The sequence below is a fragment of the Roseateles sp. FW305-36 genome, assembly GCF_058787015.1.
The window spans coordinates 331,949-357,503 of record NZ_JBYSZK010000004.1 but is presented as its reverse complement, the minus strand read 5'-3'; the positions used below and the strand labels follow the sequence as shown (position 1 = coordinate 357,503).

Genomic DNA, 25,555 nt, shown 5'->3' with positions numbered 1-25,555 from the left:
TGCGACCATGTCTGCTTCGAATTCACCCCAGGTGCTGATCAGCGGCGCCGGCCCGGCGGGTCTCGCGCTGGCCTGTGCCCTGCATGACCGTGGCCTCGCCGTCCAGGTGCTGGAACAGGCCGATGGCGCCGTGCTGGCTGCACCGTCGGATGACGGTCGCGAGATCGCGCTGACCCATCGTTCGCGCCGACTGCTGCAGGGCCTGGGCCTGTGGCAGCGCCTGCCCGACATTGCACCGTTGCGCAGCGCCAGCGTGCGCTCCAGCGGCTCGCGCACGGCCCTGCCTTTCGAGGCCGGGGGCCGGGAGCTGGGTTGGCTGGTGTCCAACCACCACTTGCGCGCGGCGGCCTGGGCCGGTGTGCGCGAGCGCGGCGTGCCCGTGCTTTGTGGGCGTACGGTGGTGGGCTTCGAGACTGGGGCGGTCGAGGCACGCCTGCGCACCCGCTGTGGCGAGGTGCATGCAGCGCAGCTGGTGGTCGCCGCCGACAGCCGCTTCTCGACGCTGCGCCGCCTGGCCGGCATCGGCGCCCGCCATCGCGACTTCGGTCGCAGCGCGCTGCTGGTGCCGCTGGCCCATGAAGTCGATCACCAGGGCCTGGCCCAGGAGTGCTTTCTGCAGGGTCACACGCTGGCCCTGTTGCCGATGAACGGGCAGCGCAGCTCGGCGGTGTGGACCGTCGTCAATGCGGAGCTGCCGCGCCTGGCGGCCATGGACGATGCCGCTCTGGCGGCCGCCATCCGGTCAGCCGCCGAGGGGCGGCTGGGCGCGATGCGAGTGGACGGCGCCCGCCATGTCTACCCGCTGGTGGCGGTCTGGGCCGAGCGTTTCGTGGCGCCGCGCTTCGCGCTGATCGGCGATGCCGCCGTCGGCATGCATCCGGTGACGGCCCATGGCTACAACCTGGGCCTCTATGGCATCGAGGCCCTGGCCGGGCGACTGGATGCGGCTCGCGATCCCGGCGAGCTCGGGCCCCTGCTGGCCTACGAGGCCGAGCACCGCCGCGAGGCCGGGCCGCTGTACGCCGGCACGAATGCGCTGGTGCGCTTCTTCACCGACGACCGCGCGCCGGTGCTGGCGCTGCGGCGGGCCGTCATCGACATCGCCCGTCATCTGCCGCCGCTGCGGGCGGCGATCACGCGGCGGCTGGTGGACGCCTAGCGGGCCCGGGCTTCCAGCACGGTCAGGCTGCTGCGCAGGGAGCGCAGGGCCTGCTCGGTGGGGGTCTCGCCCGGCGCGGGCAGCAGGCGGGCCTCGCGGCTGGCCAGCACGTCCTCGCGCAGCGTCAGGCCGGCGCGTTCGAACTGGGGCTTGAGCACCGCGGCGCGCTCGCGCAGCAGCTCGCGCGTGGCCTGGTAGGCATGCTCGGCGAGATGGCGGCGCTGGCGATAGCTGAAGGTGTTGGCCATGAAGAGCTCGGCGTCGCGCGGATCGGGCTCGAACAGCACGATGTCGGTCTGTGGATGCGTCAGCTCATAGCCTTTCAGCCCCAGGGCCAGGCGCGAGTGGATCAGCGAACGGAAGGTCTGAGACAGCACCAGCGGCAGGCCGCCGTCCACCAGGCGGTGGATGCGCGGCTGCAGGGCCTTGACGGCCGGGCGGCCCAGCTTGCTGGCCAGCTTCCGGGCCCGGCGCGAGCGCGCGTCGCGGGGCGACAGGCGGTTGCTCTCGTAGGGCACCAGCGGGTTCAGGCAGATCAGCAGGTCCAGGCCGCGGTCCAGCAGCACGGAGGCGTGCAGGGTCTTCTTCAGCGCGCCGTCGACATAGTGGCGGCCGTCGATCTCGACCGGGGGGAAGAGGCCGGGCAGGGCGGCGCTGGCCTGCACGGCCTGGGAGATGGGCACATGGTCCCAGCCCTCGCTGCCGAAGGGAATGGCGTCGCCGCTGTCCAGGTCGGTGGCGACCAGCACCAGACGGTGCTTCAGCTCGCGGAAGTCGTTGGTACGGCCGGGCTGGGAAAGGACCTGCGTCAGGGCCTCGCCGAAGCGCTCGCTGGACAGCAGGCCGGTGGGCAGCACGCGGCCCAGGCGCTCGATGGCGCCGAGCACGGAGCGGCCTTCCAGCAGCACCTCGCGGGCGGCGTCGGCCAGCAGGCCGGGCAGCAGGCGCAGGCGTTCGCCGAATTCGGCCCAGGCCGGCTGCAGCAGCTCGGCGGGGTCGAAGCGGTCCGGCGCCTCGGCGGTGTTCTCGATGAAGGCGGCGCAGAGCTGGCGCGGCGTCATGCCGTTGGCCAGGCCGGCGGCGATGAAGCCGCCCGCGCTGACGCCGATATAGCCGTCGCAGGCGGTGAAGTCGAGGCCGCCGACGGCCTCCTCCAAAGCACAAAGGGCGCCAACTTCATAGATGGCGCCCAGTGGGCCTCCGCCCGCCAAGGCCAGCCCAATCCTTGGGTGGCTCATGGTCGGAGAGAGTCGCTAGTGGTGCTCAGGCCTGGGCAGCGTCAGCGGCCGGGGCGGCTGCGGGAGCAGCCTTCTTGGCGGCCGGAGCGCGCTTGGCCGGAGCGGCCTTCTTCGCCGGGGCGGCGGCCTTCTTGGCGGGAGCCGCCTTCTTGGCAGCAGCCTTGACGGCAGCCTTCACCGGAGCGGCGGCCTTGACGACGGCCTTCTTGGCGGCGGGGGCCTTCTTGGCCACGGCCTTCTTCACGGCGGCAGCCTTCTTGACGACGGCCTTCTTGGCCGCCTTGGCGGGAGCGGCCTTCTTCAGGCCGGCCGACACGGCCAGGTCGTCGATGCGCTTGATCAGGCTCTGCACGTCGCCGGCGGAGGGCACGTTCAGGGTCTTCAGGGCCTTGGCGACGCGGGCTTCGAAGATGCTTTCCAGCTTGTCCCAGTGCTGGCCGGCCTTGGCGCCGACATCACCGGCCATGCCGCTGACCTTGGTGGCCACGGCGCTGAGCTTTTCCTCAGCGGCGGATTGGGTCTTCTTCTGCAATTTCAGTCCTTCCGAGACGAGGGCCTCGAAGACCTTGGAGCCTTCGCCCTGGGCCTTGGCGAAGGAGGCGAGACCGGCGGCCCAGATCTGCTGGGCGCTGTCCTTGACGTTCTTGGCCATGTCGCCGTCGAGCAGGCCAGCCGGGAAGCCGGTGGCGGCCGCAGCCTTCTTCTTGTCAGCCATCTTCTGAAGCTTCTTGACCATTTGGGTGTCCTTGCGAGTTAGCGAATTGCCGACGCACTGTAGCGGCGGCTTTCTCGTCCAGCACGCCGATTCCTAGTGAGTGCGCTCTACGATGGCTCCTGGGGAAACCGCGCAGCAAAGCGCTCCAAACCCTGGTCAAGAATCGGCTCGAAACGTCCAAATCCACAAGCAGGAGACCCACATGCAGTATTTCGTCACTGGCGCCACCGGCTTCATCGGCAAGCGGCTCGTCAAGAAGCTGCTGGCGCGTCGCGGCAGCACGGTCTACTTCCTGATGCGCGAGGAGAGCGCCGGCAAGCTGCCCGACCTGCTCGAGTACTGGGGCGCCAGCAAGACCCGCGCGATCCCCGTCTATGGCGACCTGACCGGCAAGAAGCTGGGCGTCGCCGCCGACGTGATCAAGAGCCTCAAGGGCCAGATCGACCACCTCTACCACCTCGCCGCCGTCTATGACCTCTCGGCCGACGAGGAGTCCCAGGTCGCCGTCAACATCGAAGGCACCCGCAGCATGGTGGAGTTCGCCCAGGCCATCGACGCCGGGCATGTGCATCACGTGAGTTCCATCGCCGCGGCGGGCCTGTACGAAGGCGTGTTCCGCGAGGACATGTTCGACGAGGCCGAGAACCTCGATCACCCCTATTTCATGACCAAGCACGAGAGCGAGAAGCTCGTGCGCAAGGAGTGCAGGCGCCCCTGGACGGTGTATCGCCCCGCCATGGTCGTCGGCGACTCCAAGACCGGCGAGATGGACAAGATTGACGGTCCTTACTACGTGTTCAAGCTGATCCAGCGCATGCGCCAGATCCTGCCGCCGTGGATGCCCAGCGTCGGCCTGGAAGGCGGCCGCATGAACATCGTGCCGGTGGACTTCGTCGTCGACGCGCTGGACCACATCTCGCACAAGGTCAGCAAGGGCCACGGCTGCTACCACCTTGTCGACCCCAAGGGCTACCGCGTCGGCGACGTGCTGGACATCTTCAGCAAGGCCGCCCACGCGCCCAAGATGAACCTCTTCATCAACGCCGCGTTGATGGGCTTCATCCCCAAGAGCGTCAAGAAGGGCCTGATGGCGCTGGCGCCGGTGCGCCGCATCCGCAATGCCGTCATGAAGGACCTCGGCCTGCCCGAGGACATGTTCACCTTCATCAACTACCCGACCCGCTTCGACTGCCGCGACACCGAGGCCGCGCTCAAGGGCTCGGGCATCGCCTGCCCCGACCTGAACGACTACGCCTGGCGGCTGTGGGACTACTGGGAGCGTCATCTCGATCCCGATCTCTTCATCGATCGTTCGCTCAAGGGCGCGACCGGCGGCAAGGTGGTGCTGGTCACCGGCGGCTCCTCGGGCATCGGCCTGGCCGCGGCCATCAAGTTCGCCGAGGCCGGCGCCATCACGCTGATCTGCGCACGTGACCAGGCCAAGCTCGACGAAGCTGTCAAGGAGATCAAGGAGAAGGCCGGCAAGCAGGCCCAGATCCATGCCTTCGCCTGCGACATCGCCGACGAGGCGGGCTGCGCCGACCTGATCGAGTGGTGCACCACCAACTTCGGCGGCGTCGACTTCCTCATCAACAACGCCGGCCGCTCCATTCGCCGCGCCATCGAGTCCAGCTACGACCGCTTCCACGACTTCCAGCGGACCATGGACCTGAACTACTTCGGCTGCCTGCGCGTGACCATGGGCCTGCTGCCCGGCATGGCGGCCAAGCGCAAGGGCCATATCGTCAACATCAGCTCCATCGGCGTGCTGACCAATGCACCGCGCTTCTCGGCCTATGTCGCGTCGAAGGCCGCGCTGGACGCCTGGACGCGCTGCGCCTCGAGCGAGTTCGCCGACACCGGCATCACCTTCACGACCATCAACATGCCACTGGTGCGCACGCCCATGATCGCGCCCACCAAGATCTACAACAACGTGCCGACGCTGTCGCCGGAAGAGGCCGGCGACATGATCGCCCAGGCCTGCATCAGCAAGCCGGTGCGCATCGCCACCCGCCTGGGCATCTCGGGCGAGATGCTGCACGCCGCGGCACCGCGCATCGCGCAGATCGTCATGAACACGACCTTCCGCATGTTCCCGGACAGCGACGCGGCCAAGGGCGACAAGAGCAAGGGCGGCGGCCTGTCGCCGGAAGCCATCGCGCTGCAGCAGATGATGCGCGGGATTCACTTCTAAACAGAGACACTCTGCCCAGGCCCGGCTTCGGCCGGGCTTTTTCATTCAAGGATGGAACCCATGCTCAGAGGACAACGCGTCGGCCTGCGTTACGTGACCGAGGACGACCTGCCCTGGCTCAAGCGCACCCGCGGCGACCCGCAGATCTACGGCGCCTTCCTGGGCACGCGGATGATGACGCCGCACGCCGTCGAGCAGCGCTGGAAGGACAACGGCTTCGCCAACGAGGATGCCGAACGCCTGCTGATCTGTCACCTGATTGACGGTTCGGTCATCGGCGACGTGGTGCACTTCGCCGCGGCCCGCTACACGACGGCGCGCGAGATCGGCTGGACCCTGGCCGACGTCGCGATGCGAGGCCAGGGGCTGGCCAGCGAGGCGGCCGCGCTGCTGGTGGACTATCTGTTCGAGAACTGGCCGGTGAACCGGCTGTCCTGCGGCATGTCGGTGCACAACCACGCGTCGCGGCGCGTGGCCGAGAAGTGCGGCTTCACGCACGAGGGCATCCAGCGCGGCGTCGTCTTCGTCGGCGGCGAGTATGTGGACTGCCATTCGCTGTCGCTGCTGCGCAGCGAGTGGATGGCGATGAAGGACAAGAGCGAGTGAAAGACAAGCACAGGGAATTCGATCTGATCGTCTTCGGCGCGACCGGCTTCACGGGCCGGCTCGTCGCCGAATACCTGCACCTGAGCGGCGCTGGCGGCGCGCGCTGGGCGATTGCCGGGCGCAGCCTGGACAAGCTCGGCAAGGTGCGCGACGAGCTGCATCTGCCGGCGTCGGTGGCGCTGCTGAAGGCGGACGCGAACGATGGGGCGTCGCTGAAGTCCCTGGTCGCGCGTGCCCGCTGCGTCATCACGACGGTCGGCCCCTACCAGCTGTACGGCGAGCCCCTCGCCACGGCCTGCGCCGAGGGCGGCACCGACTATGTCGACCTCTGCGGCGAACCGCTGTGGATGGCGCGCATGATCGACAAGCTGACGCCGGCGGCGCAGCGGAGCGGGGCGCGCATCGTCTTCTCCTGCGGCTTCGATTCCATCCCCTTCGACCTCGGCGTCGTCTATCTGCAGGCCGAGGCGCAGCGGCGCTTCGGCGCGCCCCTGCCGGAAGTGCGCGGCCGCGTGGCCCGCGTCAAGGGCACGGCCTCGGGCGGTACGCTGGCCAGCATGATGGAGACCATCGAGGCGGTGCGCCGTGAGCCCGGGCTCATCAAGGTGATGGCCAACCCGTTCGCGCTGACGCCGGGCTTCAAGGGCCCGCGCCAACCCGGCGGCCAGGACGCGGACTTCGACGACTGGGCCGACCGCTGGAGCGGCCCCTTCTTCATGGCCACCATCAACACCAAGAACGTGCACCGCAGCAATGCGCTGCGCGGCCATCCCTGGGGCGCCGATTTCATCTACAGCGAGAAGCTGCTGACCGGCAAGCCGGGCCAGGCCGACAAGGGCCGCAAGAAGGCCGTTGCGCTGGCCCGCTTCAACAAGCTGCAGAACCTGGCCCTCGGTTTCGGGCCCACGCGCGCACTGCTGCGTCGCTTCGTGCTGGCCAAGCCGGGCGAGGGGCCGGACAAGGCGGCCCGCGAGGCCGGGCATTACGAGTGCTGGTTCACCGGCAAGTCGGCCCGCGGCGAGTTGCTGCGCGCCGTCGTCAAGGGCGACCGCGACCCCGGCTATGGCTCGACCTGCAAGCTCATCAGCGAGACGGCCCTGTGCCTGGTGCAGTACGTGGACGGCGATGCCACGCCGGGCGGTGTCTGGACGCCCGGCGCCGCCATGGGCCTGGCCCTGGTGCGCCGGCTGAATGAACGCGCGGGATTGACGTTCGAGATCGCGGCTTGACCCGCTGGGCGGTCAGCCAGCCGCGCATGCACTGGACGCTGGCCGGCAACCTGGCCGAGACGCTGGCAGCCCTGGAGGCCGCGGCGGCGGCCGGTGCCGAAGGCTGTGTCTGCACCGAGCTGGCGTTGACGGGCTTTCACCGCCGCCTGCCGGAGCTGCTGGATGCTCGGGCCCTGGTGGATGCCGAAGCGCAAGTCCGCGCGGCCTGCGCCCGCTTGCGAATTGCGGCCGTCGTCGGCGTGCCGACGCTGGGCGAGGGTGGGACGGTGTTCAACAGCCACGTCTACATCGACGCCGCGGGACGCGAACTGGGGCGCGTGCACAAGCTTGGGCTGACCGACAGCGAGGCGACCTTCTTCGCCCGCGGCGGCGCGCGTGGCTGGACGGCCATCGGCAGCGTGCTCGCCACCTCGGTGCTGTGCCGCGAGATGCTGGATGTGCAGGCGCTGCTGCCCGAGCTGGGCATGCCGGGCGGCGAGGCGCGGCCGCGCGTGATCTTCTGGCCCAGCTATGTCGCCGAATCGGACGCCGAACAGACGGCCCTGTGCCAGGCCTACCGGGCCGGTGCCGAAGTGCTGGCTCGTGAACTGGACGCCTGGGTCTTGCAGAGCAACTGGCCGGAGTCGCTGAATGTGCCCGGGACGCGCGGCTTTGGCGCGGGCGTCGTCATCGCGCCCGGCGGTCGCCGCGTCCAGACACTGCCGCGCGATGCGGCAGCGCTGGTGGCCGTGGACCTGGCTTAGCGGCGGCGCTTGGCCAGCCAGCCCAGGGCCGCCAGGCCGCCCAGCAGCAGGGCGGTGCTGGTGGGCTCGGGCACCGGGGCCAGGTTGCCGCTCACCGTCACGGCGTTCAGGCCCCAGCCCTCGTCGCCCAGACCCTGGAAGCCGGCACGCGCCGAAGCTTCGAAGTTGGTCGGGCTCTCGTAGTTGAAGACGAGCTGGTTGCTGCCGGCGGCCAAGCTGACGGGCAGACTGATCTGCAGTTCGTGGGTGGCGTTGTTGACGACGCCGACCGTCGCCCCGTTGGGGTCGACCAGCACGCGGCTGATGCCGCCGCCGCCGATGTCCCAGGTGCCGCTGAGGACTTCGCTGCCATTCAGCTTCACGTGCAGGATGTCGATCCAGAAGTTGTCGCCGTCCAGCGTGGCATAGCCGGCCAGCGTGAAGGCCAGCTGGCCCGCGCCGGCGCCGCCGGCGAAGTTCAGCGTCACCGAGTTGTTGGTCTCCAGGGCCGCGGTGGGCGTCGGCAGCGTGTAGAGCGTCGCGGCCCAGGTGGGGGCGGCGGCCAGCAGGGCCGTGGTGGCCAGCAGCGTCCGGCAGGGCTTGGAAATCATTTCTTGGGTCTTTCGATGGTGGACCGGCGAAATCTAGCCGCTGCCGCGCGGCGCCGTGTCCCACGAACTTGGGAGGCGCCCCCAAGCCGCGGGGGATCAGGCGCGCTGGATCAGCGCTGCATAGCAGCCGCGGCGCGCGAAATGGGCGTGGATGTAGTCGACCTCGGGCCGGGCCAGCAGGCGCTCGATGAGGTCTTCGATGGTCTGGCCGTCGACGAGGTCGGCATCGACCATCAGGCCGGCGGCGTCGAAAGCGCGCAGCGACAGCATGCGGCGGCGCAGGGCTGCGGGCACGGTGTCGACGGCGTCGAAGGGCTGGCCGGCCTGCTCGCGCACGAAGATGGCGTGGCGCGAGCGATAGGGCGTGTCGGCGGGCTGGTGTTCGTGGTTGATGAGGAGAACGGTCTCGTCGCCGACGGTGTCGCGCAACTCGACGCGGTCGGGCAGGCCTTCGCCGCTGAAGCGCAAGGCGCCGTGGGCGGCCAGTTCGGCGTCACTCAGGCCGAAGAGATGGGCGAAGGGCTGGGCCGAGAGGCCGGTGATGCGGAAGGACATGGCGTGCTCCTGGGTTGGGATGCACGTCATTCTTCAGACGCGGCCAGCACGAGTCTGGCCGCTATCGGACATCGAGTCAGTCGCGGCCGGCGGGGCGCTCGAACGCGTTGTCCACCCAGGTCTCGGCAGCCGACTGGCTGAGGCGAAAGCCCGCAGCCACCTTGACCTGGGCCAGCTGTTCGCCCGCGGCGTCGTGGGCGCGCAGCCAGGCGAAGGGATCATCCTCGGATGGCACGATCTCCAGCGAGATCTTCAGCCAGTTGCCCTCGCGGGCGACGTAGAGGGCCTTGTTGAGCTGGGCGTGGAGCTGCTGCTCATGGCGGCGGATGACTTCGGAGGCCGTCTTCACCAGCGTGTTGAAGGCGCTGCTGTCCAGGGGCTTGGGGTTCTTCTTGTCGCGCCCCATGGTCCAGGGGCCGACGAGAGCCGGCTCGCTTTCGCCGGCCTTGTACATGGCGACGGCCCAGCCTTCGTCGTCTTCGTTCTTGATGACCTGGGCGGTCCAGCCGTTGTCGCGCCACAGGCGTGGCTCAAACAGGGGTTCGTCGTCGGGAACAGCAGACATGAAAACAGAAATGGCGGGCTGATGAGCCCGCCATTGTCGGTTGCCGCCGGAAGACTTCAGCCGTTGCTGGCCGCTGCAGCTGGCTGGACGGCCGGGGCGCGCTGCACGCGGGTCTTGCCGCCGGTCGTCACGAGGATGACGGCATCGCCACTGTTGAAGCTCTCGGCACCCTTGGCCTGGACGACGGAGCGACGTTCGCCATTGCGCAGCTGGACGATGATTTCGAGGGCGTCTTCCTTGGTGGCCGAACGCTCGATGGCGTTGCCGATGACGGCACCGGCGACGGCACCGATGACGCCGACGACGGCGCCTTCGCGGCGGCCGCCGACCGAACTGCCGGCGATGGCGCCGGTCACGCCGCCGGCAACGCCGCCGACGCCGCTCTGCGTGCCGTCGACGGTGACGGGTCGGGAGGACAGCACGGTGGCGTCCTGGATTTGGGAAAGACGTTGCGCGTCACCACGCTGGACGACGTCGGGGCTGGTCGTCGAGCAGGCCGACAGCGCAACAGCCGCGGCCAGGGTGAGGGAAGTCATGAGCTTGGACATTCGAATACTCCTTGGGCAAAACGGCAGCCCAACGTGTCGAATTGTCCCGCCGTTGACGACCTGAGGTGAGGCGCTACAACTCTTTACCCTCAGGCGGTCAACGGGTTCAGCCGTGAAGGCGCGAACTGCGCGGCACGCTGGCGAGCAGGAATTCCATCTGGTCGGCCAGGATGCGGCGGCCGCGCAGGATCATGTCTTCGTGCAGGCTGGGCACATAGGGCAGATAGAGCAGGCTCATATGCGCCTCTTCGGGCAGGCGGTTGCCTTTGCGCCCGTTGCAGGGCCGGCAGGCGGTGATGCAGTTCATCCAGCTGTCATAGCCGCCGCGCGACGTCGGGTGGATGTGTTCACGCGTCAGGTCTTCCGGCAGGCAGTGATGGCCGCAGTAGGCGCAAACAAACCGGTCGCGCACGAAGAGCTTGCTGTTGGTCAGGGCCGGCGCCTGCCGCCAGGCCCGGCTGGGCACGCTGCCACGCACGGCGATGATGGAATGCACCTCGATGCGCGACTGGCGGCCGGTGATGCGCTGCATGCCGCCCCGCAGCACCTGGCAGGGGTCGCCCAGCGTCCAGGCGACGCCGTCGCAGGCGTAGATCACGGCCGCTTCGCGGGTCGTGATCCAGGCCTGGGGGCGGCCGGAGACATCGAGTTGGAGCACATCCACAGAAGTCAACCTCCTGCCGGAGACTACTTCAGAAGGGACCTGCCGCTCAAGCTTGCCGCCATGACAGCCAACGACTCCGGGTGTTCCCTAGGTTGTTGGCAGTTTTAGGCACATCACCCTAGGATTTGGTCTGGCCGGACTGGCGCTGTCGCGGGAGCGACCTGCAAAATAGAACGATCGTTCGTTTTATTCCTGCCTGGTCTGTCCGTGAGCACGCTGCCCGTCCCCGCCAAGAAAACCGCCCCGCTGCGCGTTGCGAAGCCGGCCCGCGTTGCGCGCTCGCTGCAAAAAGGCCAGCAGACCCGCGCCGCCATCCTCGAGGCCGCCCTGGGCCTGGCCTCGCACATGGGCCTGGAGGGCCTGTCCATCGGCGCCCTGGCCGACGTGACCCAGATGAGCAAGTCGGGCGTCTTCGCTCACTTCGGCTCGCGTGAGGAACTGCAGATCGCGGTCGTGACGGAGTATCACGCCAAGTTCGAGGAAGAAGTCTTCTTCACCGCCATCCGCGAGCCGCGCGGCCTGCCGCGTCTGCGCGCGATGTTCGAGCGTTGGGTGCGCCGCGTGTCGGTGGAAGTGGACTCGGGCTGCATCTACATCAGCGGCGCCGTCGAGTTCGACGACCGCCCGGGCCCCGTGCGCGACGCGCTGGTGGCCATGGTCAAGGCCTGGCATGCGGCCCTGCAGAAGGCCATCACGCTGTCCATCAGCGAAGGCCATCTGAAGGCCGATGCCGATGTCGAGCAGATCTGCTTCGAACTGCACGGCCTGATCCTGTCCCTGCACCACGACGCACGCTTCATGCGCATTCCCGGAGCGCTCGCGCGCGCCGGCACCGGTTTCGAGCGAACCATCCAGTTCTATGCCACGCCGCTCGGTCTGCAGGTCGACCAGGCACGCAAGCCTCCCAAGAACGGCGCCAACAAGCGCTGACCGATTCACCACCCCCACCGTAGTTCCAGGAGTACCCGATGCCCCAGTACACCCCGCCCATGCGTGACATGCAGTTCGTCATGCACGAGCTGCTGAACGTCGTCGACGAGCTGAAGATGCTGCCGGCCCATGCCGACATCGACGCCGACACGATCAACGCGGTGCTCGAGGAAGGTGGCAAGTTCGCCGCCGAAGTCATCGCCCCCATCAACCTGAGCGGCGACTCCGAGGGTTGCACCCTCGACAAGGCCACGCACGAGGTGCGCACGCCCAAGGGTTTCAAGGACGCCTACCAGCAGTACGTCGAAGGCGGCTGGGCGGCACTGAGCTGCGACACCCAGTTCGGCGGACAGGGCCTGCCCTATCTGGTGAACCAGTTCTTCTATGAGATGCTGAACTCGGCCAACCAGGCCTGGACGATGTACCCGGGCCTGAGCCACGGCGCCTACGAGGCCCTGCATGCCCACGGCACGCCCGAGCAGCAGGCCACCTACCTGCCCAAGCTGACCAGCGGCGAGTGGACCGGCACCATGTGCCTGACCGAGCCGCACTGCGGCACCGACCTCGGCATGCTGCGAACCAAGGCCGAGCCGCAGGCCGATGGCACCTACAAGATCACCGGTTCCAAGATCTTCATCTCGGCCGGTGAACACGACATGGCCAGCAACATCATCCACCTGGTGCTGGCCCGCCTGCCGGATGCGCCGCAAGGCAGCAAGGGCATCTCGCTCTTCGTCGTGCCCAAGTTCAACATCAACGCCGACGGCAGCCTGGGCAGCCGCAACCCCGTCTTCTGCACCGGCCTGGAGCACAAGATGGGCATCCACGGCAACTCCACCGCGCAGATCACGCTGGAAGGCGCCGTCGGCACGATGGTGGGCCAGCCCAACAAGGGCCTGGCCGCCATGTTCGTCATGATGAACGCGGCCCGCCTGGGTGTCGGCAACCAGTCCCTGGGCCTGACCGAGGTGGCCTACCAGAACGCCGTGGCCTATGCGAAGGACCGCATCCAGATGCGGGCGCTTTCCGGCCCCAAGGCCCCGGACAAGCCCGCCGACCCCATCATCGTGCACCCCGACGTGCGCAAGATGCTGCTGACGGCCCGCGCCTTCGCCGAAGGTGGCCGCATGCTGCAGGGCTACACCGTGCTGCAGCTCGACAAGTCGATCAAGAGCGACGACGAGGACGAGCGCAAGGAAGCCGATGCCGAAGTCGCGCTGCTGACGCCCATCATCAAGGCCTTCATCACCGACAACGGCTGGCTGGCCACCTCGCACTGCATGCAGGTCTTCGGCGGCCACGGCTTCATCCACGAGACCGGCATGGAGCAGTTCGTGCGCGACGCGCGCATCAACATGATCTATGAGGGCACCAACACCATCCAGTCCCTGGACCTGCTGGGCCGCAAGGTGCTGGGCAACAACGGCGCCACGCTGAAGAAGTTCGGCAAGAAGATCGCCGCCTTCATCGAAGAGGAAGGCACCAACGAAGCCATGCAGGAGTTCGTCAACCCCCTCGCCGACCTCGGCGACAAGGTCAACAAGCTCACGCAAGAGATCGGCATGAAGGCCTTCGGCAACCCCGACGAAGTCGGTGCCGCGGCCGTCGACTACCTGCGTGTGGTCGGCCACATGACCTTCGCCTTCTTCTTCGCCCAGGCCGCCAAGATCGCCCTGGCCAAGAAGGACAGCGGCGATCCGTTCTACACGGCCAAGCTGGCCACGGCGCGCTTCTACTTCGCCAAGCTGCTGCCCGAGACGGCGACGCTGATCCGCACCTGCCGTGCGGGCCTGGCGCCGCTGATGGAAATGGAAGAAGCCCTGTTCTGAAACCTCTCGAGCTCGCTCGACGACAAGGATGCCCCCGATGAAATTCCTGTTCGCTGCTGCCCTGCTGTTGCCCGCGTTTGCGTTCGCGCAGACTTCACCCGTGGGCCTGTGGAAGACCATTGACGACGACGGCAAAACCGCGAAGTCGCTGGTTCGCATCAGCGAACAGGGGGGCACCTTCGTGGGCAGCATCGACAAGCTGCTGGATCCCAAGGATCCGACCGACGCCAAGTGCGACAAGTGCAAGGACGACCGCAAGGACCAGCCCATCGTGGGCCTGCAGATCATCCGCGGCGTGAAGTCCGAGGGCGATGGCATCTGGGGCGGCGGCGAAGTGCTGGACCCCAATAACGGCAAGACCTACCGCACCCGCTTGAAGCCGGTGGACGGTGGCAAGAAACTGGAGATGCGCGGCTATATCGGCCCCTTCTACCGCACGCAGACGTGGATTCGCGTCGAGTGAACTGAACGAATACCTTTAGGAGCAAGAACCCATGAGTCGATTCCAAGTCCGCAAGGTCGCCGTGCTCGGCGCCGGCGTGATGGGCGCGCAGATTGCCGCCCACCTCGTCAACTGCAAGGTGCCGGTCGTGCTGTTCGACCTGCCAGCCAAGGAAGGTGCCAAGAACGGCATCGTGACCAAGGCCGTCGACGGTCTGAAGAAGCTCAAGCCCGCACCGCTGGGCGATTCGGCTGAAGGCGCGTTGATCCAGCAGGCCAACTACGAAGAGCACCTCGAAGTGCTGCGCGGCTGCGACCTCATCATCGAGGCCATCGCCGAGCGCATGGACTGGAAGCTTGACCTGTACACCAAGATCGCGCCGTTCGTGGCTCCCCACGCCATCGTCGCGTCCAACACCTCGGGCTTGAGCATCACCAAGCTATCCGAAGTGCTACCCGAAGAAATCAAGCCGCGCTTCTGCGGCATCCACTTCTTCAACCCGCCGCGCTACATGGCCCTGGTCGAGCTGATCAACACGCCGACCACGCAAGCCCAGATCCTCGACCAGCTCGAAGCCTTCGTGACCACGTCGCTGGGCAAGAGCGTCGTGCGCGCCCATGACACGCCCAACTTCGTCGCCAACCGCGTCGGCATCGCCGGCATGATGGCCACGATGATCGAGGCCGAGAAGTTCGGCCTCTCCGTGGACGTCGTCGACGACCTGACCGGCAAGAAGCTGGGCCGTGCGTCGAGCGGCACCTTCCGTACCGCGGACGTCGTCGGCCTGGACACCATGGCCCACGTCGTCAAGACCATGCAGGACAACCTGAAGGACGACCCCTTCTACAGCACCTACGCCACGCCCAAGGTGCTGGCCGGCCTGATCGAGAAGGGTGCCCTGGGCCAGAAGACCGGTGCCGGTTTCTACAAGAAGGTCGGCAAGGACATCCAGCGCCTGGACTTCGCCACGGGTGAGTACGTCGCCGGCGGCAAGAAGGCCGACGAGATCGTCGCCCGCATGCTGAAGAAGGCCCCGGCCGACCGCATCAAGCTGCTGCGCGAATCGACCAACCCGCAGGCCCAGTTCCTGTGGGCCATCCTGCGCGACGGCTTCCACTACGCCGCCGTGCACCTGAACACCGTCGCCGACACCGCCCGCGAGATCGACTTCGCGATGCGCTGGGGCTTCGGCACCCAGCAAGGCCCCTTCGAGCTGTGGCAGGCCGCCGGCTGGAAGCAGGTCGCCGAGTGGATCTCCGCCGACATCGCCGACGGCAAGACCCTGTCCAGTGCACCGCTGCCCGCCTGGGTCACCGAAGGCCCGGTCGCCGAAGCCGGTGGCGTGCACACGCCCGCCGGTTCGTGGAGCGCCGCCGAAGGCAAGTTCAAGCCGCGCAGCGAGCTGCCGGTTTACGCCCGCCAAGCCTTCCCGGAAAGCCTGCTGGGCACCGGCGCCGCCGACCCGCTCAAGAGCGGCACTGAGCTGTTCAAGAACGAGGAAGTGCGCGTCTGGACGCTGGACGGCAACGTCGTCATCGCCTCCATCACCGCCAAGCTGCACCTGATCAGCCCGGCCGTCACCGAGGGCCTGCTCAAGGCCGTCGAGATCGCTGAAGCCGACTACAAGGGCCTGGTGATCTGGAGCCCGGACGACGTGTTCTCGGCCGGCGCCAACTTGGAGTCCCTGATGCCCGTCTTCATGAAGATGGGCAGCAAGGGCATCGCGCCGGAAGAGAAGAAGCTGCAGGACATGATGCTGCGCCTGCGCTATGCCAGCGTGCCGGTCATCGCTGCCATGCGCGGCCTGGCCCTGGGCGGTGGCGCCGAGCTGGCCGTGCACTGCGCACGCCGCGTCGCCCACGTCGAGAGCTATGTCGGCCTGGTCGAAGTCGGCGTGGGCCTGGTGCCCGGCGGCGGCGGCCTGACCTACATCGCCCGCCGCGCCGCCGAGATGGCCGCCGCTGGCAATGCCGGCGCCGACATCCTGGCCTTCCTGAAGGACGGCTTCCTGACCGCCGCCACGGCCAAGGTCGCGACCTCGGCCCACGAGGCCAAGAAGAATGGCTTCCTGCTCGACAGCGACATCATCGTGCCGCACAAGGACGAGCTGCTGCATGTGGCCACCGCCACTGCCATCGGCATGTCGGAAGCCGGCTACCGCCCGCCGCACAAGGCGCTGTTCCCGGTCGCCGGCCGCAGCGGCATCGCGACGATCAAGGGCCAGGTCGCGAACATGCGCGACGGCGGCTTCGTCAGCGCCCACGACTACCACCTGGCCGCGGCGATTGCCGACGTGGTCTGCGGCGGCGAGGTCGAGGCCGGTTCCCTCGTCACCGAGGAATACCTGATGGCCCTGGAGCGCAAGCACTTCTGCTCGCTGCTGGACAACCCCAAGACGCAGGAACGCATCATGGGGATGCTGCAGACCGGCAAGCCGGTTCGAAACTAATGACATCGCGGGACAGACCGAAGCGCGCAGCGCGTAGCTCTGTCCCCGACTGACTAAGACTCGAAATGAATAGGCTTCAACGCACCCTTGCCAAGCTGGACGGCCTGCCCGGCCCGCTGCGTGGCGCCGCGCGCAACTTCGCGCTGCGCCGTGCCGTGCCCTTCACGGGCACGGCATCGCTGGACTTCGTGGCGCTCTCCCCGGAGCGCAGCGAGATCCGCGTCGCCAACAAGCGCCCGGTGCAGAACCACATCAAGGGCGTGCACGCGGCCGCGATGTCGCTGCTCGCCGAGACCGCCACCGGCATGGTGGTGGGCATGAATGTGCGCGACGACTGCCTGCCGCTGTGCAAGTCGCTGCAGGTGAACTTCCGCAAGCGCGCCACCGGCGGCCTGGTCGCCAAGGCGCATCTGACGGCGGCGCAGCGCTTCGCGATGGCGAACGAAACCAAGGGTGAGGTCAAGGTCGCCGTGACCGTGACCGACGAAGCCGGCATCGAGCCGATCGAGTGTGAATTTGTCTGGGCCTGGGTGCCCAAAGAGAAAAGCATCCAGGTCTAAAAAGGAACAAACATGAGCAAGCAAGTCCAAGACGCCTACATCGTCTCCGCCACCCGTCTGCCCATCGGCAAGAGCGGCCGCGGCTATTTCAAGAACACCCGCCCCGACGAGATGCTCGTCAAGGTCATGCAGGCCGTGCTGGCGCAAGCCCCGGGCCTGGACCCCGCCGCGATTGAAGACGCCATCGTCGGCTGCTCCTTCCCCGAAGGCGAGCAGGGCATGAACATCGCCCGCGTGGCCTCGGTGCTGGCCGGCCTGGGCCCCACCATCGGCGGCGTGACCATCAACCGCTACTGCGCCTCCGGCATCACCGCCGTGCAGATGGCCGCGGACCGCATCCGCGTCGGCGAGGCCGACGTGATGTTCGCCGGCGGCGTCGAGAGTATGTCGATGATCCCGATGGGCGGCAACAAGCCGTCCCTGAGCCCGCTGATCTTCGAGCGTGACGAGAACATCGGCATCGCCTACGGCATGGGCCTGACGGCCGAGAAGGTCGCCGCGCAGTGGAAGATCAGCCGCGAGGCGCAGGACGCCTTCTCGGTGGAGTCGCACCGCCGCGCCGTGGCCGCCATGCAGGCCGGCTACTTCGACGCCGAGATGACGCCCTTCGACGTCGTCGAGCGCACGCCCAACCTGGCCGACGGCACCATCAACACCAAGACCCGCACCGTCAAGCTCGACGAAGGCGCCCGCCCCGACACCAGCCTGGAAGGCCTGGCCAAGCTCAAGCCCGTGTTCGCCGCCAAGGGCAGCGTGACCGCCGGCAACAGCTCGCAGACCTCCGACGGCTCCGGCGGCCTGCTCATCGTCAGCGAAGCGGCCCTGAAGCGCTTCAACCTGACGCCGCTGGCCCGCTTCGTTTCCTTCGCCGTCAAGGGCGTGCCGCCCGAGATCATGGGCATCGGCCCCATCGAAGCCATCCCGGCCGCGCTGAAGATGGCCGGCATCTCGGCCAAGGACCTGGACTGGGTCGAGCTGAACGAAGCCTTCGCCGCCCAGTCGCTGGCCGTGCTGAACGACCTCGACAGCAAGGGCATCGAGCTGGACCGCGCCAAGGTCAACCCCAATGGCGGCGCCATCGCCCTGGGCCACCCGCTGGGCGCCACCGGTGCCATCCGTGCCGCCTCGGTCATCCACAATCTGCGTCGCACCGGCGGCAAGTACGGCATGGTCACAATGTGCGTGGGCGCCGGTCAAGGCGCTGCTGGTATCTTCGAAAGGCTTTGAACCATGGACCGTCGCCGCGCGCTCAAGACCTCCACGGTGTTGCTCGCGGCGACACCACTGGCCGCCTGCACAGGCAGGCTCGACACCTTCACGTCCTGGAAGCAGGCCCAGCAGGCCGTGCTGGACCTGCTGTTCACCGAGAAGGTCGTGCAGGGCAATGTCTGGAATCTGAGCCAGGTCATGCAGCATCTGGCCCAGAGCATCGAGTTCTCGATGCAGGGCTTCCCGGCGCTCAAGGGCGCCTGGTTCCGCTCCTCCATCGGCTCGGCGGCTTTCGCCGTCTTCAACGCGCGCGGCGCGATGAGCCACAGCCTGGACGAGCCCATTCCCGGCGCGCCCGCGCTGGACGCCTCGCAAGAGCTGAAGACCTCGGTCAACCGCCTGTTGGCCGCCATGGATGCCTTCGCCGAATTCAACGGTACGCTGCGCCCTCATTTCGCCTACGGCGAGCTGACCAAGCCGCAGTACGAGCGAGCCCATCTGATGCACCTGGCGAATCATTGGACGCAGTTCCGCGACAACACCAGGAAGGACACCCTGCCATGACCATCAAGACCTACACCGTCAATGGCGTCGCGACCCTCGAGATCGCCCGCCCCGAGAAGAAGAATGCCATCACCCAGGCCATGTACCAGGCCATGGCGGATGCGCTGCGTGCCGCGGACGCCGACCCGGCCGTGCGCGCCGTGCTGATCACCGGCCAGCCCGGCATCTTCACGTCGGGCAACGACCTCGAAGACTTCATGGCCGGCCCGACGCGTGGCGAAGACGCGCCGACCTTCCAGTTCATGCATGCGCTGGTCGACTGCGGCAAGCCCGTCGTCGCCGCCGTGACCGGTGCGGCCATCGGCATCGGCACCACCATGCTGCTGCACTGCGACTTCGTCTTTGTCTCCGACGAAGCCCGCCTGGCCATGCCCTTCGTGGCCCTGGGCCTGGTGCCTGAGTTCGCTTCCAGCGTCGTGCTGCCGCAGCTGATCGGCAACCGCCGCGCGGCCGAGAAGCTGCTGCTGGGCGACCCGTTCACGGGTGAGCAGGCCGTCGAGTGCGGCATCGCCAACCGCGTGCTGCCGGGCAGCGAGGTGCTGAATCATGCCCGCCGCATCGCCGAGCGCTTCAACACGCTGGCGCCGGGCGCCGTGCGCGACAGCAAGAAGCTGATCCGCGGCGCCCAGCGCGACGTCGTCAAGGCCGCCATCACGCGCGAGGCCGAGATCTTCGGCGCCCGCCTGCGCAGCCCCGAGGCCATGGAAGCCTTCCAGGCCTTCTTCCAGAAACGCGCGCCGGATTTCTCCAAATTCTCCTGAGCCTGACCAAGATCGCGCTCGGCCCGCTGCTGATCCTGCAGGGCCGGCGCGTTCGGGCGACCGCCTTGCGCCTGCCCGAGGCGGCCGGGCCGCGCTCGGGTGAGGGCACGGCCTTGCGCTTGCTCATCGTGGGCGACTCTTCCGCCGCCGGCGTGGGCGCTTCACACCAGGACGAAGCCCTGGCCGGCCGATTGGCCCAGGCGCTCGCCACGCGCCTCGGCCAGCCCGTGGGCTGGCAAGTCATCGCCACCAGTGGCCATCGCAGCGAGGAAGCGCTTGCGGCCTTTGAGGCGGCCGAGGTGAGGCCGGCCGATGTGCTGATCACGTCGCTGGGCGTCAACGACGTCGTCGACCAGATCGCGCCGGCTCAGGCCCTGGCCGCGCTGGACCGCATCCATGCCCTCGCGACCGAACGCGCCGGCGTGCGCCTCAGCGTGCATTGCGCCGCGCCACCCATGCAGGAGTTCCCGCTGCTGCCGCAGCCCTTGCGCTGGTTCTTCGGCCGCCAGGCAGCGCGCTTCAACGCGGCGCTGAGTTCATCCGTGGCCGGTCAGGCGCAGCGCCGCGTGCTGCAGATGCCCGAGTCCATGCAGCGCAATGCGGCGGCCCTGATGGCCGCGGACGGCTTCCATCCCGGCCCGCCCGGCTACGCACTGTGGGCCGAGGCCATCGCCGATCAGATCACGATCGGCCTGGGCTTGCCTTCGCGGTCGATGGCCACATAGGTCAGGTTGGCTTCGGTCACCTTGACCACGTGCAGGTTCTCCGGGTCGCGCTCGGCCATGACCTCCACGTGCACCGAGATGGAGGTGCGGCCCACACGGGTGACGGTCACGTAGAAGCTCAGCAGGTCGCCGATCGAGACCGGCTGCTTGAAGATGAACTCGTTGACGGCCACCGTCGTCACGCGGCCGCGCGAGATGCGCGCCGGCAGGATGGAGCCGGCAATGTCCACCTGGGCCATGATCCAGCCGCCGAAGATGTCGCCATTGGCGTTGGAGTCGGCCGGCATGGGCATCACGCGCAGCACGAGTTCGCGGCTGCCGTTGTGGGAGGTGGAGTCGGTCATGGGTCGGTTCTTTACTGCTTGAGGTTCTGGTCCAGGAAGCGTTCGACGCGCTTCCAGAAGTCGATCTGGTTGACCGGCCGCCGCCAGCCATGGCCTTCGTCGTCGTAGACCAGGTATTGCGGCGGGTGGCCGGCGGCGGTCAGCGCGTCGCGCATTTTCTCGCCATGCACCAGCGGCACGCGGCGATCCAGCTTGCCATAGGCCAGCAGCAGCGGCGCCTTCATCTGCCTGGCCAGTTCGATGGGTGCGTTGGCGCTCAGGTCGGCGACGTCCTTGTCGGGGTCGCCGATCATCTCCGGCATGGAGTATTTCTTGGTGTCGCGGCCGGTGTCCGACCAGTGCACGCTGAAAAGCAAACGTGGGTCGCTGACGCCCACCCAGGCCACGCCGCAGCGGAAGATGTCGCCCTGCCTGGCCAGGCCCATCAGCGTCGCATAGCCGCCGTAGCTGGCGCCGGCGATGCAGACCCGCTTGGGATCGGCCCAGCCCTTGGCCACGGCCGCACCCAGGGCGTCGGCGAGATCGTCCTGCATGCGCTTGCCCCATTGCTTCCAGCCGGCACGGTAGTGCTTGTCGCCGAAGCCCGTGCTGCCGCGGAACTCGGGCTCGACGACGAGATAGCCGCGCGAGGCGAGGAACTGGGCCTCGGTCTCGAAGCCCCAGTCGCGCCCGCGCACCCAGGGGCCGCCATGCGTCAGCACGACGGTGGGCAGGGCCTTGGGCGGGACGCCGGCCGGTGCCGTCACCCAGACGGGCAGCTCCAGCCCGTCGCGGGCCGGCACGCGCAGCAGCTGGGTGCGGCCCATCTGGCGCTCGTCCAGGCCGGGGCGCACGCTGCCCAGCTTCTGCCAGGCGCCGGTCTTGCCGTTGTAGTGCAGGTACTCACCGGGCTGGCGGTCGGAATAGCTGAAGACCAGCACCGACTCGGCGTCCTCGCAGCCGCGGCAGCTCAGCAGGTTGACGCGGCCGGGCAGCATCTGGTCGACCTTCTGCTGCAGGGACTTCATGGCCGGCAGCTGCCAGGCCGTCTCCCAGTCATCGGTCTTGATGCGCAGGGCGACGGTCTGGCCGCCGCCGTCGCGCAGGCGCAGCACCTGGGCGTCGTAGCCCGGCGTGGCCACGATGGCCTGGTCCTTGGGCTTGCCGGCGGCGAGGTCGAACTCGCGGAATTCGTCGAATCCCGTGGCCGGGTTCAGCGCGGTGACGAAGAGGCGGTCGTCGTCGCCGACATAGGCAATGCTGTAGTCGCCGCGGTTGGCCTTGAAGCGTGCAATCTCACGCCAGGCCTCGGCCGTCTTGCCGTCGCCCGGCGGGCTGTAGAACCAGATCGTCTCGCCCTTTTCCTGGGCCAGGGCGGCGCGAGCGCGGCCGAAGCGGTCGAACCACCAGGCCTGCACCTTGGGATGGGGCGGGTCGCCGATGAGCAGCAGGCGCTTGCCGCGCGTCTCGACGTCGAACAGCCAGGGCGTTTCGTGGCTGAAGTCGTAGCCGGCGTCCAGGCGGGCCTCGTTGACGATGATCTGGCGCGGGTTGCCGGCGATGGTCTGCGCGAAGCTGAAGGTGGCTTCCAGCGGCTGGGCACCGCGGCCGGGGTTGAGCGAATCGACCTCACGCTTGATCAGCACGCGCTGCTCGCTGCCGTCGCGCTTGACGATGAAGAGGCCGGCCGACTTGCGATGGCTTTGCACGTCCTCGGTGTCGGCGACGCTGAAGAGCAGGCGTTCGTCGCTCAGCCATTCGAACCAGGCGACGTCGACGCTGTCGAAATAGGCGATGACCTGGGGCGGCGCGTCGCTCTGGGTGTCGACGACGATGAGGCGGCGGCGCTGCTCGGGTGTGCCGCCGCTGAAGGCGATGTAGCGGCCCGAGGGCGACAGCGTGCCGCCGCGCAGGCCGGCCGGGCTGAAGAAGGCTTGGGCCGGTGGCGGTTCGGCCGCGCTGATGGCCTGGCCCGCCAGCATCAGGCCGGCGAGGGCCAGGGCCTGGGCAAGCCTCAGCACGGGGGTCTTGAACGGCATCGCTTCTCCCTGAAGTTGTGTGGTTTGGCCGGGCGGATTCTGGGCCTGCCGCGAGGCCGGCCGGCACCGGGTTCGCCCGAGCCGCAAAATTCACACCTTCAGTCCGAAGAACTCGATGCGCAGCACTCCTTTGTCCCTTCCCGCCACCGTCGGCACGGCCCCCGCCACCCAGGGCGACTGGGGCACGGTCGGCCGCCTGCTGCCCTACCTCTGGCGCTACCGCTGGCGCGTCGGCCTGGCTCTCGCCTTCATGGTGGGTGCCAAGGTCAGCAATGTGGGCGTGCCCATCCTGCTCAAGCACCTGATCGATGCGCTGGACCTCAAGGCCGGCTCGCCCCAGACCCTGCTCGTCGTGCCGCTGGGCCTGCTGATGGCCTATGGCGGCCTGCGGCTGTCGACGTCGCTGTTCACCGAGCTGCGCGAGCTGATCTTCGCCAAGGCCACCGAGGGCACGGCGCGCAGCATTTCGCTGCAGGTGTTCCGGCATCTGCACGACCTGTCGCTGCGCTTCCATCTCGAGCGCCAGACCGGCGGCATGACGCGCGACATCGAGCGCGGCACGCGGGCGGTGCATTCGCTGATCAGCTATTCCCTCTACAGCATCGTGCCGACGCTGATCGAGGTGGTGCTGGTGCTGACGCTGCTGGGCGTCAAGTTCGACGTCTGGTTCGCCGGCATCACCATCGCGGCCCTGGTCGTCTACATCGCCTTCACGGTCGTCGTCACCGAGTGGCGCACCAAGTTCCGCAAGGTGCTGAACGAGCTGGATTCGGTGGCCCACAGCAAGGCCATCGACTCGCTGCTGAACTACGAGACCGTCAAGTACTTCAACAACGAGGACTTCGAGTCGCGCCGCTACGACGAGAGCCTGGAGAAGCTGCGCCTGGCCCAGCTGAAGTCGCAGCGCACGCTGTCGATGCTGAACACCGGCCAGCAACTCATCATCGCGACGGCCCTGGTGCTGATGCTGTGGCGGGCGACGCAAGGCGTGGTGGACGGCCACATGAGCCTGGGCGATCTGGTCATGGTCAACGCCTTCATGATCCAGCTCTACATCCCGCTGAACTTCCTCGGCGTGATCTACCGCGAGATCAAGCAGGCCCTGACCGACATCGAGAAGATGTTCCGCCTGCTGGACCGCGAACGCGAGGTGGCCGACACACCCGGCGCCACCGACCTGCAGGTGAAGGGCGCGAGCGTGGTCTTCGACGATGTGCGCTTTGCCTACGATCCGGTGCGGCCCATCCTGCACGGCGTCAGCTTCGAGATCCCGGCGGGCAAGAAGGTGGCCGTCGTCGGCCCCAGCGGCTCGGGCAAGAGCACGCTGGCGCGGCTGCTCTACCGCTTCTACGACATCGACTCCGGCGCCATTCGCATCGATGGCCAGGACATCCGCGCCGTGACCCAGGGCAGCCTGCGCAGGTCCATCGGCATCGTGCCCCAGGACACCGTGCTCTTCAACGACACGGTGGCCTACAACATCGCCTATGGCCGGCCGGGCGCGGGCCAGGACGAGGTGGAGGGCGCAGCGCGTGCCGCCCACATCCATGCCTTCATCGCAGCGACGCCGCTGGGTTACGGCACCATGGTCGGCGAGCGCGGGCTCAAGCTGTCAGGCGGCGAGAAGCAGCGCGTGGCCATCGCCCGCACGCTGCTGAAGAACCCGCCCATCCTCATCTTTGATGAAGCCACGTCGGCCCTGGACTCGACCAACGAGCGCGCCATCCAGGCGGAACTGGAGTCGGTGGGGCAGAACAAGACGGTGCTGGTCATCGCCCACCGCCTGTCGACGGTGGTGGATGCCCACGAGATCATCGTGCTGGAGCAGGGGCGCATCGTCGAGCGCGGCCGGCACGATGAGTTGCTGGCCAGGAACGGCCGCTATGCGGAGATGTGGAAGCTGCAGCAGTCGGCGGACTAGTGCGGCTTCTTGGGCTTGTCGAAGCTCTTGGGCCGGTAGACGTTGCCGTCCCACACCCCGTCCGTGCGGCTGTCGCGCGCATCGTGCAGGGCCGACTCGCGGGCACGGCGGATGACGCGCTCGGCCTCCAGCGCCGCCACGCGGGTCTGGCGCTGGCGGCGGCGCCAGCCGGTCAGGCGGGCCATCTGCAACTGCACCCAGGCCACCAGGGCGGCCACGCCGGCATCCACCCGGGCCTGCAGCCGGTAGGGCAGGGCCATGTGCACGCCCAGGGCGATGCAGACGACGAGGCCTGTGGCAGCGAGAACGGTCTGGAGCATGCCCTGAACTTAACCTAAACCGCCGCCGGCGACCACCTGCGTTAGGGGGATGGTTACGCTTTCTGGGCGTCGTTTTGGCGCAGCGCCCACAACGCCAGCATGGCGTCAGGAATCTTGCGACTGGCCTCGTCGCGGTCGGCGGCCGAGCCTTCGGCCAGGGAGCCGTCCTCGCCGCCCAGGGCGGTGAGCGGGGCCAGCAGCGCGCCGGTCTCGGCGGCGTCGAACCAGGGTGCCCAGGCCTCGGGCGCCAGGTCCACGGCCATCAGGAAACCCACGGCCCAGTCCTCGGCGTCGGCGTATTCGGTGTTTTCGTCCTCGCCGTCGGCAAAACTGAAGATCGGCTCCCAGGCCTTGGGGGCGTGTGCCCAGGCCATGGCAATGGACTGCACATGCCGCAGCACCGCCATGACGACCTTCTTGCGCTGCTTGCCGCTGGCGAAAGGCTTGGGATCGGGCTCCTGGTCACCGCCCCAGACGACCGGAATCCAGGCCTCGCCGGGCAGACCGGCCAGGTTCTTGGGCGACAGCAGCAGGCCGGTCAAATAGCCGTCCAGGGCCTCGATGTTCAGCGCGCCGTCGCTGGGCAGGACAGAAAGCAACTCGTCCAGATCGTCGAGTTCCTCGTCGGTCAGGGGGCGGTTGTCGGAGGCGGGGTTGTATTGGGGGTACTGCAT

General features: G+C 68.0%; 26 protein-coding genes. 15 read left to right on the top strand and 11 right to left on the bottom strand.

Translation table 11 applies throughout. The annotated features are described in order from the left end of the window. Window positions 1-7: 7 nt before the first annotated feature. Entirely contained in the window at window positions 8-1,159 is a 1,152-nt protein-coding gene (gene ubiM / locus AC3WOE_RS10285; RefSeq protein ID WP_492690221.1) for a 5-demethoxyubiquinol-8 5-hydroxylase UbiM, read from the top strand. On the opposite strand, the gene AC3WOE_RS10280 is transcribed toward ubiM, so the two are convergent. Together AC3WOE_RS10280 and AC3WOE_RS10275 are read right to left on the bottom strand one after the other, a co-directional pair. Next, window positions 1,156-2,397: a patatin-like phospholipase family protein gene (locus tag AC3WOE_RS10280; protein WP_492690220.1), complete on the bottom strand. Its 1,242-nt coding sequence runs from the start codon at window positions 2,395-2,397 to the stop codon at window positions 1,156-1,158. The genes ubiM and AC3WOE_RS10280 overlap by 4 nt on opposite strands. A gap of 25 nt (window positions 2,398-2,422) precedes the next feature. Continuing rightward, complete coding sequence (locus AC3WOE_RS10275) at window positions 2,423-3,133, bottom strand: phasin family protein (RefSeq protein WP_492690218.1); 711 nt, start codon at window positions 3,131-3,133, stop codon at window positions 2,423-2,425. 181 nt (window positions 3,134-3,314) lie between these two features. Between AC3WOE_RS10275 and AC3WOE_RS10270 the strand changes: the two genes are divergently transcribed. From AC3WOE_RS10270 to AC3WOE_RS10255, 4 genes are read left to right on the top strand one after another with little or no spacing between them, the layout of a single operon-like run. After that, the gene (locus tag AC3WOE_RS10270) at window positions 3,315-5,309 is read left to right on the top strand and encodes an SDR family oxidoreductase (RefSeq protein WP_492690217.1); all 1,995 of its coding nucleotides are present in this window, start codon (window positions 3,315-3,317) and stop codon (window positions 5,307-5,309) included. 60 nt (window positions 5,310-5,369) lie between these two features. Beyond that, window positions 5,370-5,915, top strand: a complete 546-nt coding sequence (locus AC3WOE_RS10265) for a GNAT family N-acetyltransferase (protein ID WP_492690215.1) — start codon at window positions 5,370-5,372, stop codon at window positions 5,913-5,915. After that, the gene (locus AC3WOE_RS10260) at window positions 5,912-7,144 is read left to right on the top strand and encodes a saccharopine dehydrogenase family protein (RefSeq protein ID WP_492690213.1); all 1,233 of its coding nucleotides are present in this window, start codon (window positions 5,912-5,914) and stop codon (window positions 7,142-7,144) included. Before AC3WOE_RS10265 ends, AC3WOE_RS10260 begins: the two co-directional genes overlap by 4 nt. Next, window positions 7,141-7,887 carry a nitrilase-related carbon-nitrogen hydrolase gene (locus AC3WOE_RS10255; protein ID WP_492690212.1) on the top strand — a complete coding sequence of 249 codons (747 nt, stop codon included), beginning with the start codon at window positions 7,141-7,143 and terminating at the stop codon, window positions 7,885-7,887. The genes AC3WOE_RS10260 and AC3WOE_RS10255 overlap by 4 nt, the downstream gene beginning before the upstream one ends. Here AC3WOE_RS10255 and AC3WOE_RS10250 read toward each other — a convergent pair. The 5 genes from AC3WOE_RS10250 to AC3WOE_RS10230 form a co-directional block, all read right to left on the bottom strand. After that, window positions 7,884-8,477 carry a PEP-CTERM sorting domain-containing protein gene (locus AC3WOE_RS10250; protein ID WP_492690211.1) on the bottom strand — a complete coding sequence of 198 codons (594 nt, stop codon included), beginning with the start codon at window positions 8,475-8,477 and terminating at the stop codon, window positions 7,884-7,886. The two genes, AC3WOE_RS10255 and AC3WOE_RS10250, sit on opposite strands and share 4 nt — an antisense overlap. A gap of 96 nt (window positions 8,478-8,573) precedes the next feature. Then, window positions 8,574-9,032 (bottom strand): DUF1203 domain-containing protein, encoded by a 459-nt coding sequence (locus AC3WOE_RS10245; RefSeq protein ID WP_492690209.1) that lies wholly within the window; start codon window positions 9,030-9,032, stop codon window positions 8,574-8,576. Between the two features lie 76 nt (window positions 9,033-9,108). Next, complete coding sequence (locus AC3WOE_RS10240; protein ID WP_492690207.1) at window positions 9,109-9,597, bottom strand: hypothetical protein; 489 nt, start codon at window positions 9,595-9,597, stop codon at window positions 9,109-9,111. Window positions 9,598-9,653: 56 nt separating this feature from the next. After that, on the bottom strand, window positions 9,654-10,133 hold the full coding sequence (locus AC3WOE_RS10235; protein WP_492690206.1) for an outer membrane lipoprotein: 480 nt from the start codon (window positions 10,131-10,133) through the stop codon (window positions 9,654-9,656). Window positions 10,134-10,251: 118 nt separating this feature from the next. Then, window positions 10,252-10,809, bottom strand: a complete 558-nt coding sequence (locus tag AC3WOE_RS10230) for an HNH endonuclease (RefSeq protein ID WP_492690204.1) — start codon at window positions 10,807-10,809, stop codon at window positions 10,252-10,254. Between the two features lie 216 nt (window positions 10,810-11,025). Between AC3WOE_RS10230 and AC3WOE_RS10225 the strand changes: the two genes are divergently transcribed. The 9 genes from AC3WOE_RS10225 to AC3WOE_RS10185 all read left to right on the top strand — a co-directional run bounded on the left by AC3WOE_RS10225 (window position 11,026) and on the right by AC3WOE_RS10185 (window position 20,278). Beyond that, window positions 11,026-11,739: a TetR/AcrR family transcriptional regulator gene (locus AC3WOE_RS10225; protein ID WP_492690330.1), complete on the top strand. Its 714-nt coding sequence runs from the start codon at window positions 11,026-11,028 to the stop codon at window positions 11,737-11,739. Between the two features lie 38 nt (window positions 11,740-11,777). After that, on the top strand, window positions 11,778-13,568 hold the full coding sequence (locus AC3WOE_RS10220) for an acyl-CoA dehydrogenase C-terminal domain-containing protein (protein WP_492690203.1): 1,791 nt from the start codon (window positions 11,778-11,780) through the stop codon (window positions 13,566-13,568). A 37-nt stretch (window positions 13,569-13,605) separates the two neighbouring features. Continuing rightward, on the top strand, window positions 13,606-14,031 hold the full coding sequence (locus tag AC3WOE_RS10215) for a DUF2147 domain-containing protein (RefSeq protein ID WP_492690201.1): 426 nt from the start codon (window positions 13,606-13,608) through the stop codon (window positions 14,029-14,031). A 31-nt stretch (window positions 14,032-14,062) separates the two neighbouring features. Then, window positions 14,063-16,459, top strand: coding sequence for a 3-hydroxyacyl-CoA dehydrogenase/enoyl-CoA hydratase family protein (locus AC3WOE_RS10210; protein ID WP_492690199.1), 2,397 nt, complete (start codon window positions 14,063-14,065; stop codon window positions 16,457-16,459). Between the two features lie 65 nt (window positions 16,460-16,524). Then, on the top strand, window positions 16,525-17,019 hold the full coding sequence (locus AC3WOE_RS10205; RefSeq protein WP_492690198.1) for a DUF4442 domain-containing protein: 495 nt from the start codon (window positions 16,525-16,527) through the stop codon (window positions 17,017-17,019). Window positions 17,020-17,031: 12 nt separating this feature from the next. Then, the gene (locus tag AC3WOE_RS10200; RefSeq protein ID WP_492690196.1) at window positions 17,032-18,246 is read left to right on the top strand and encodes an acetyl-CoA C-acyltransferase; all 1,215 of its coding nucleotides are present in this window, start codon (window positions 17,032-17,034) and stop codon (window positions 18,244-18,246) included. A gap of 3 nt (window positions 18,247-18,249) precedes the next feature. Then, the gene (locus AC3WOE_RS10195) at window positions 18,250-18,792 is read left to right on the top strand and encodes a DUF1569 domain-containing protein (protein ID WP_492690194.1); all 543 of its coding nucleotides are present in this window, start codon (window positions 18,250-18,252) and stop codon (window positions 18,790-18,792) included. Next, window positions 18,789-19,553 carry an enoyl-CoA hydratase gene (locus tag AC3WOE_RS10190; protein WP_492690193.1) on the top strand — a complete coding sequence of 255 codons (765 nt, stop codon included), beginning with the start codon at window positions 18,789-18,791 and terminating at the stop codon, window positions 19,551-19,553. Before AC3WOE_RS10195 ends, AC3WOE_RS10190 begins: the two co-directional genes overlap by 4 nt. A 65-nt stretch (window positions 19,554-19,618) precedes the next feature. Continuing rightward, entirely contained in the window at window positions 19,619-20,278 is a 660-nt protein-coding gene (locus AC3WOE_RS10185) for an SGNH/GDSL hydrolase family protein (protein WP_492690192.1), read from the top strand. Here the strand turns inward: AC3WOE_RS10185 and AC3WOE_RS10180 are convergent. Both AC3WOE_RS10180 and AC3WOE_RS10175 read right to left on the bottom strand, forming a co-directional pair. Continuing rightward, window positions 20,230-20,622 (bottom strand): acyl-CoA thioesterase, encoded by a 393-nt coding sequence (locus AC3WOE_RS10180; protein WP_492690191.1) that lies wholly within the window; start codon window positions 20,620-20,622, stop codon window positions 20,230-20,232. The two genes, AC3WOE_RS10185 and AC3WOE_RS10180, sit on opposite strands and share 49 nt — an antisense overlap. Before the next feature lie 11 nt (window positions 20,623-20,633). Next, complete coding sequence (locus AC3WOE_RS10175; protein ID WP_492690189.1) at window positions 20,634-22,640, bottom strand: alpha/beta hydrolase family protein; 2,007 nt, start codon at window positions 22,638-22,640, stop codon at window positions 20,634-20,636. A gap of 115 nt (window positions 22,641-22,755) precedes the next feature. On the opposite strand from AC3WOE_RS10175, the gene AC3WOE_RS10170 reads away from it, so the two are divergent. Next, window positions 22,756-24,561: an ABCB family ABC transporter ATP-binding protein/permease gene (locus tag AC3WOE_RS10170; protein ID WP_492690188.1), complete on the top strand. Its 1,806-nt coding sequence runs from the start codon at window positions 22,756-22,758 to the stop codon at window positions 24,559-24,561. Here AC3WOE_RS10170 and AC3WOE_RS10165 read toward each other — a convergent pair. Next, window positions 24,558-24,881 (bottom strand): hypothetical protein, encoded by a 324-nt coding sequence (locus tag AC3WOE_RS10165; protein WP_492690187.1) that lies wholly within the window; start codon window positions 24,879-24,881, stop codon window positions 24,558-24,560. The genes AC3WOE_RS10170 and AC3WOE_RS10165 overlap by 4 nt on opposite strands. Window positions 24,882-24,934: 53 nt before the next feature. After that, on the bottom strand, window positions 24,935-25,555 hold the full coding sequence (locus tag AC3WOE_RS10160) for a UPF0149 family protein (protein WP_492690186.1): 621 nt from the start codon (window positions 25,553-25,555) through the stop codon (window positions 24,935-24,937).

What these genes read in the sequence shown, in the direction of transcription:
- ubiM (WP_492690221.1), top strand. Translation starts at nt 8, where the DNA reads ATGTCTGCTTCGAATTCACCCCAGGTGCTGATCAGCGGCGCCGGCCCG.
- AC3WOE_RS10280 (WP_492690220.1), bottom strand. Translation starts at nt 2,397, where the DNA reads ATGAGCCACCCAAGGATTGGGCTGGCCTTGGCGGGCGGAGGCCCACTG.
- AC3WOE_RS10275 (WP_492690218.1), bottom strand. Translation starts at nt 3,133, where the DNA reads ATGGTCAAGAAGCTTCAGAAGATGGCTGACAAGAAGAAGGCTGCGGCC.
- AC3WOE_RS10270 (WP_492690217.1), top strand. Translation starts at nt 3,315, where the DNA reads ATGCAGTATTTCGTCACTGGCGCCACCGGCTTCATCGGCAAGCGGCTC.
- AC3WOE_RS10265 (WP_492690215.1), top strand. Translation starts at nt 5,370, where the DNA reads ATGCTCAGAGGACAACGCGTCGGCCTGCGTTACGTGACCGAGGACGAC.
- AC3WOE_RS10250 (WP_492690211.1), bottom strand. Translation starts at nt 8,477, where the DNA reads ATGATTTCCAAGCCCTGCCGGACGCTGCTGGCCACCACGGCCCTGCTG.
- AC3WOE_RS10245 (WP_492690209.1), bottom strand. Translation starts at nt 9,032, where the DNA reads ATGTCCTTCCGCATCACCGGCCTCTCGGCCCAGCCCTTCGCCCATCTC.
- AC3WOE_RS10240 (WP_492690207.1), bottom strand. Translation starts at nt 9,597, where the DNA reads ATGTCTGCTGTTCCCGACGACGAACCCCTGTTTGAGCCACGCCTGTGG.
- AC3WOE_RS10235 (WP_492690206.1), bottom strand. Translation starts at nt 10,133, where the DNA reads ATGACTTCCCTCACCCTGGCCGCGGCTGTTGCGCTGTCGGCCTGCTCG.
- AC3WOE_RS10220 (WP_492690203.1), top strand. Translation starts at nt 11,778, where the DNA reads ATGCCCCAGTACACCCCGCCCATGCGTGACATGCAGTTCGTCATGCAC.
- AC3WOE_RS10215 (WP_492690201.1), top strand. Translation starts at nt 13,606, where the DNA reads ATGAAATTCCTGTTCGCTGCTGCCCTGCTGTTGCCCGCGTTTGCGTTC.
- AC3WOE_RS10210 (WP_492690199.1), top strand. Translation starts at nt 14,063, where the DNA reads ATGAGTCGATTCCAAGTCCGCAAGGTCGCCGTGCTCGGCGCCGGCGTG.
- AC3WOE_RS10205 (WP_492690198.1), top strand. Translation starts at nt 16,525, where the DNA reads ATGAATAGGCTTCAACGCACCCTTGCCAAGCTGGACGGCCTGCCCGGC.
- AC3WOE_RS10200 (WP_492690196.1), top strand. Translation starts at nt 17,032, where the DNA reads ATGAGCAAGCAAGTCCAAGACGCCTACATCGTCTCCGCCACCCGTCTG.
- AC3WOE_RS10195 (WP_492690194.1), top strand. Translation starts at nt 18,250, where the DNA reads ATGGACCGTCGCCGCGCGCTCAAGACCTCCACGGTGTTGCTCGCGGCG.
- AC3WOE_RS10190 (WP_492690193.1), top strand. Translation starts at nt 18,789, where the DNA reads ATGACCATCAAGACCTACACCGTCAATGGCGTCGCGACCCTCGAGATC.
- AC3WOE_RS10180 (WP_492690191.1), bottom strand. Translation starts at nt 20,622, where the DNA reads ATGACCGACTCCACCTCCCACAACGGCAGCCGCGAACTCGTGCTGCGC.
- AC3WOE_RS10175 (WP_492690189.1), bottom strand. Translation starts at nt 22,640, where the DNA reads ATGCCGTTCAAGACCCCCGTGCTGAGGCTTGCCCAGGCCCTGGCCCTC.
- AC3WOE_RS10170 (WP_492690188.1), top strand. Translation starts at nt 22,756, where the DNA reads ATGCGCAGCACTCCTTTGTCCCTTCCCGCCACCGTCGGCACGGCCCCC.
- AC3WOE_RS10165 (WP_492690187.1), bottom strand. Translation starts at nt 24,881, where the DNA reads ATGCTCCAGACCGTTCTCGCTGCCACAGGCCTCGTCGTCTGCATCGCC.
- AC3WOE_RS10160 (WP_492690186.1), bottom strand. Translation starts at nt 25,555, where the DNA reads ATGCAGTACCCCCAATACAACCCCGCCTCCGACAACCGCCCCCTGACC.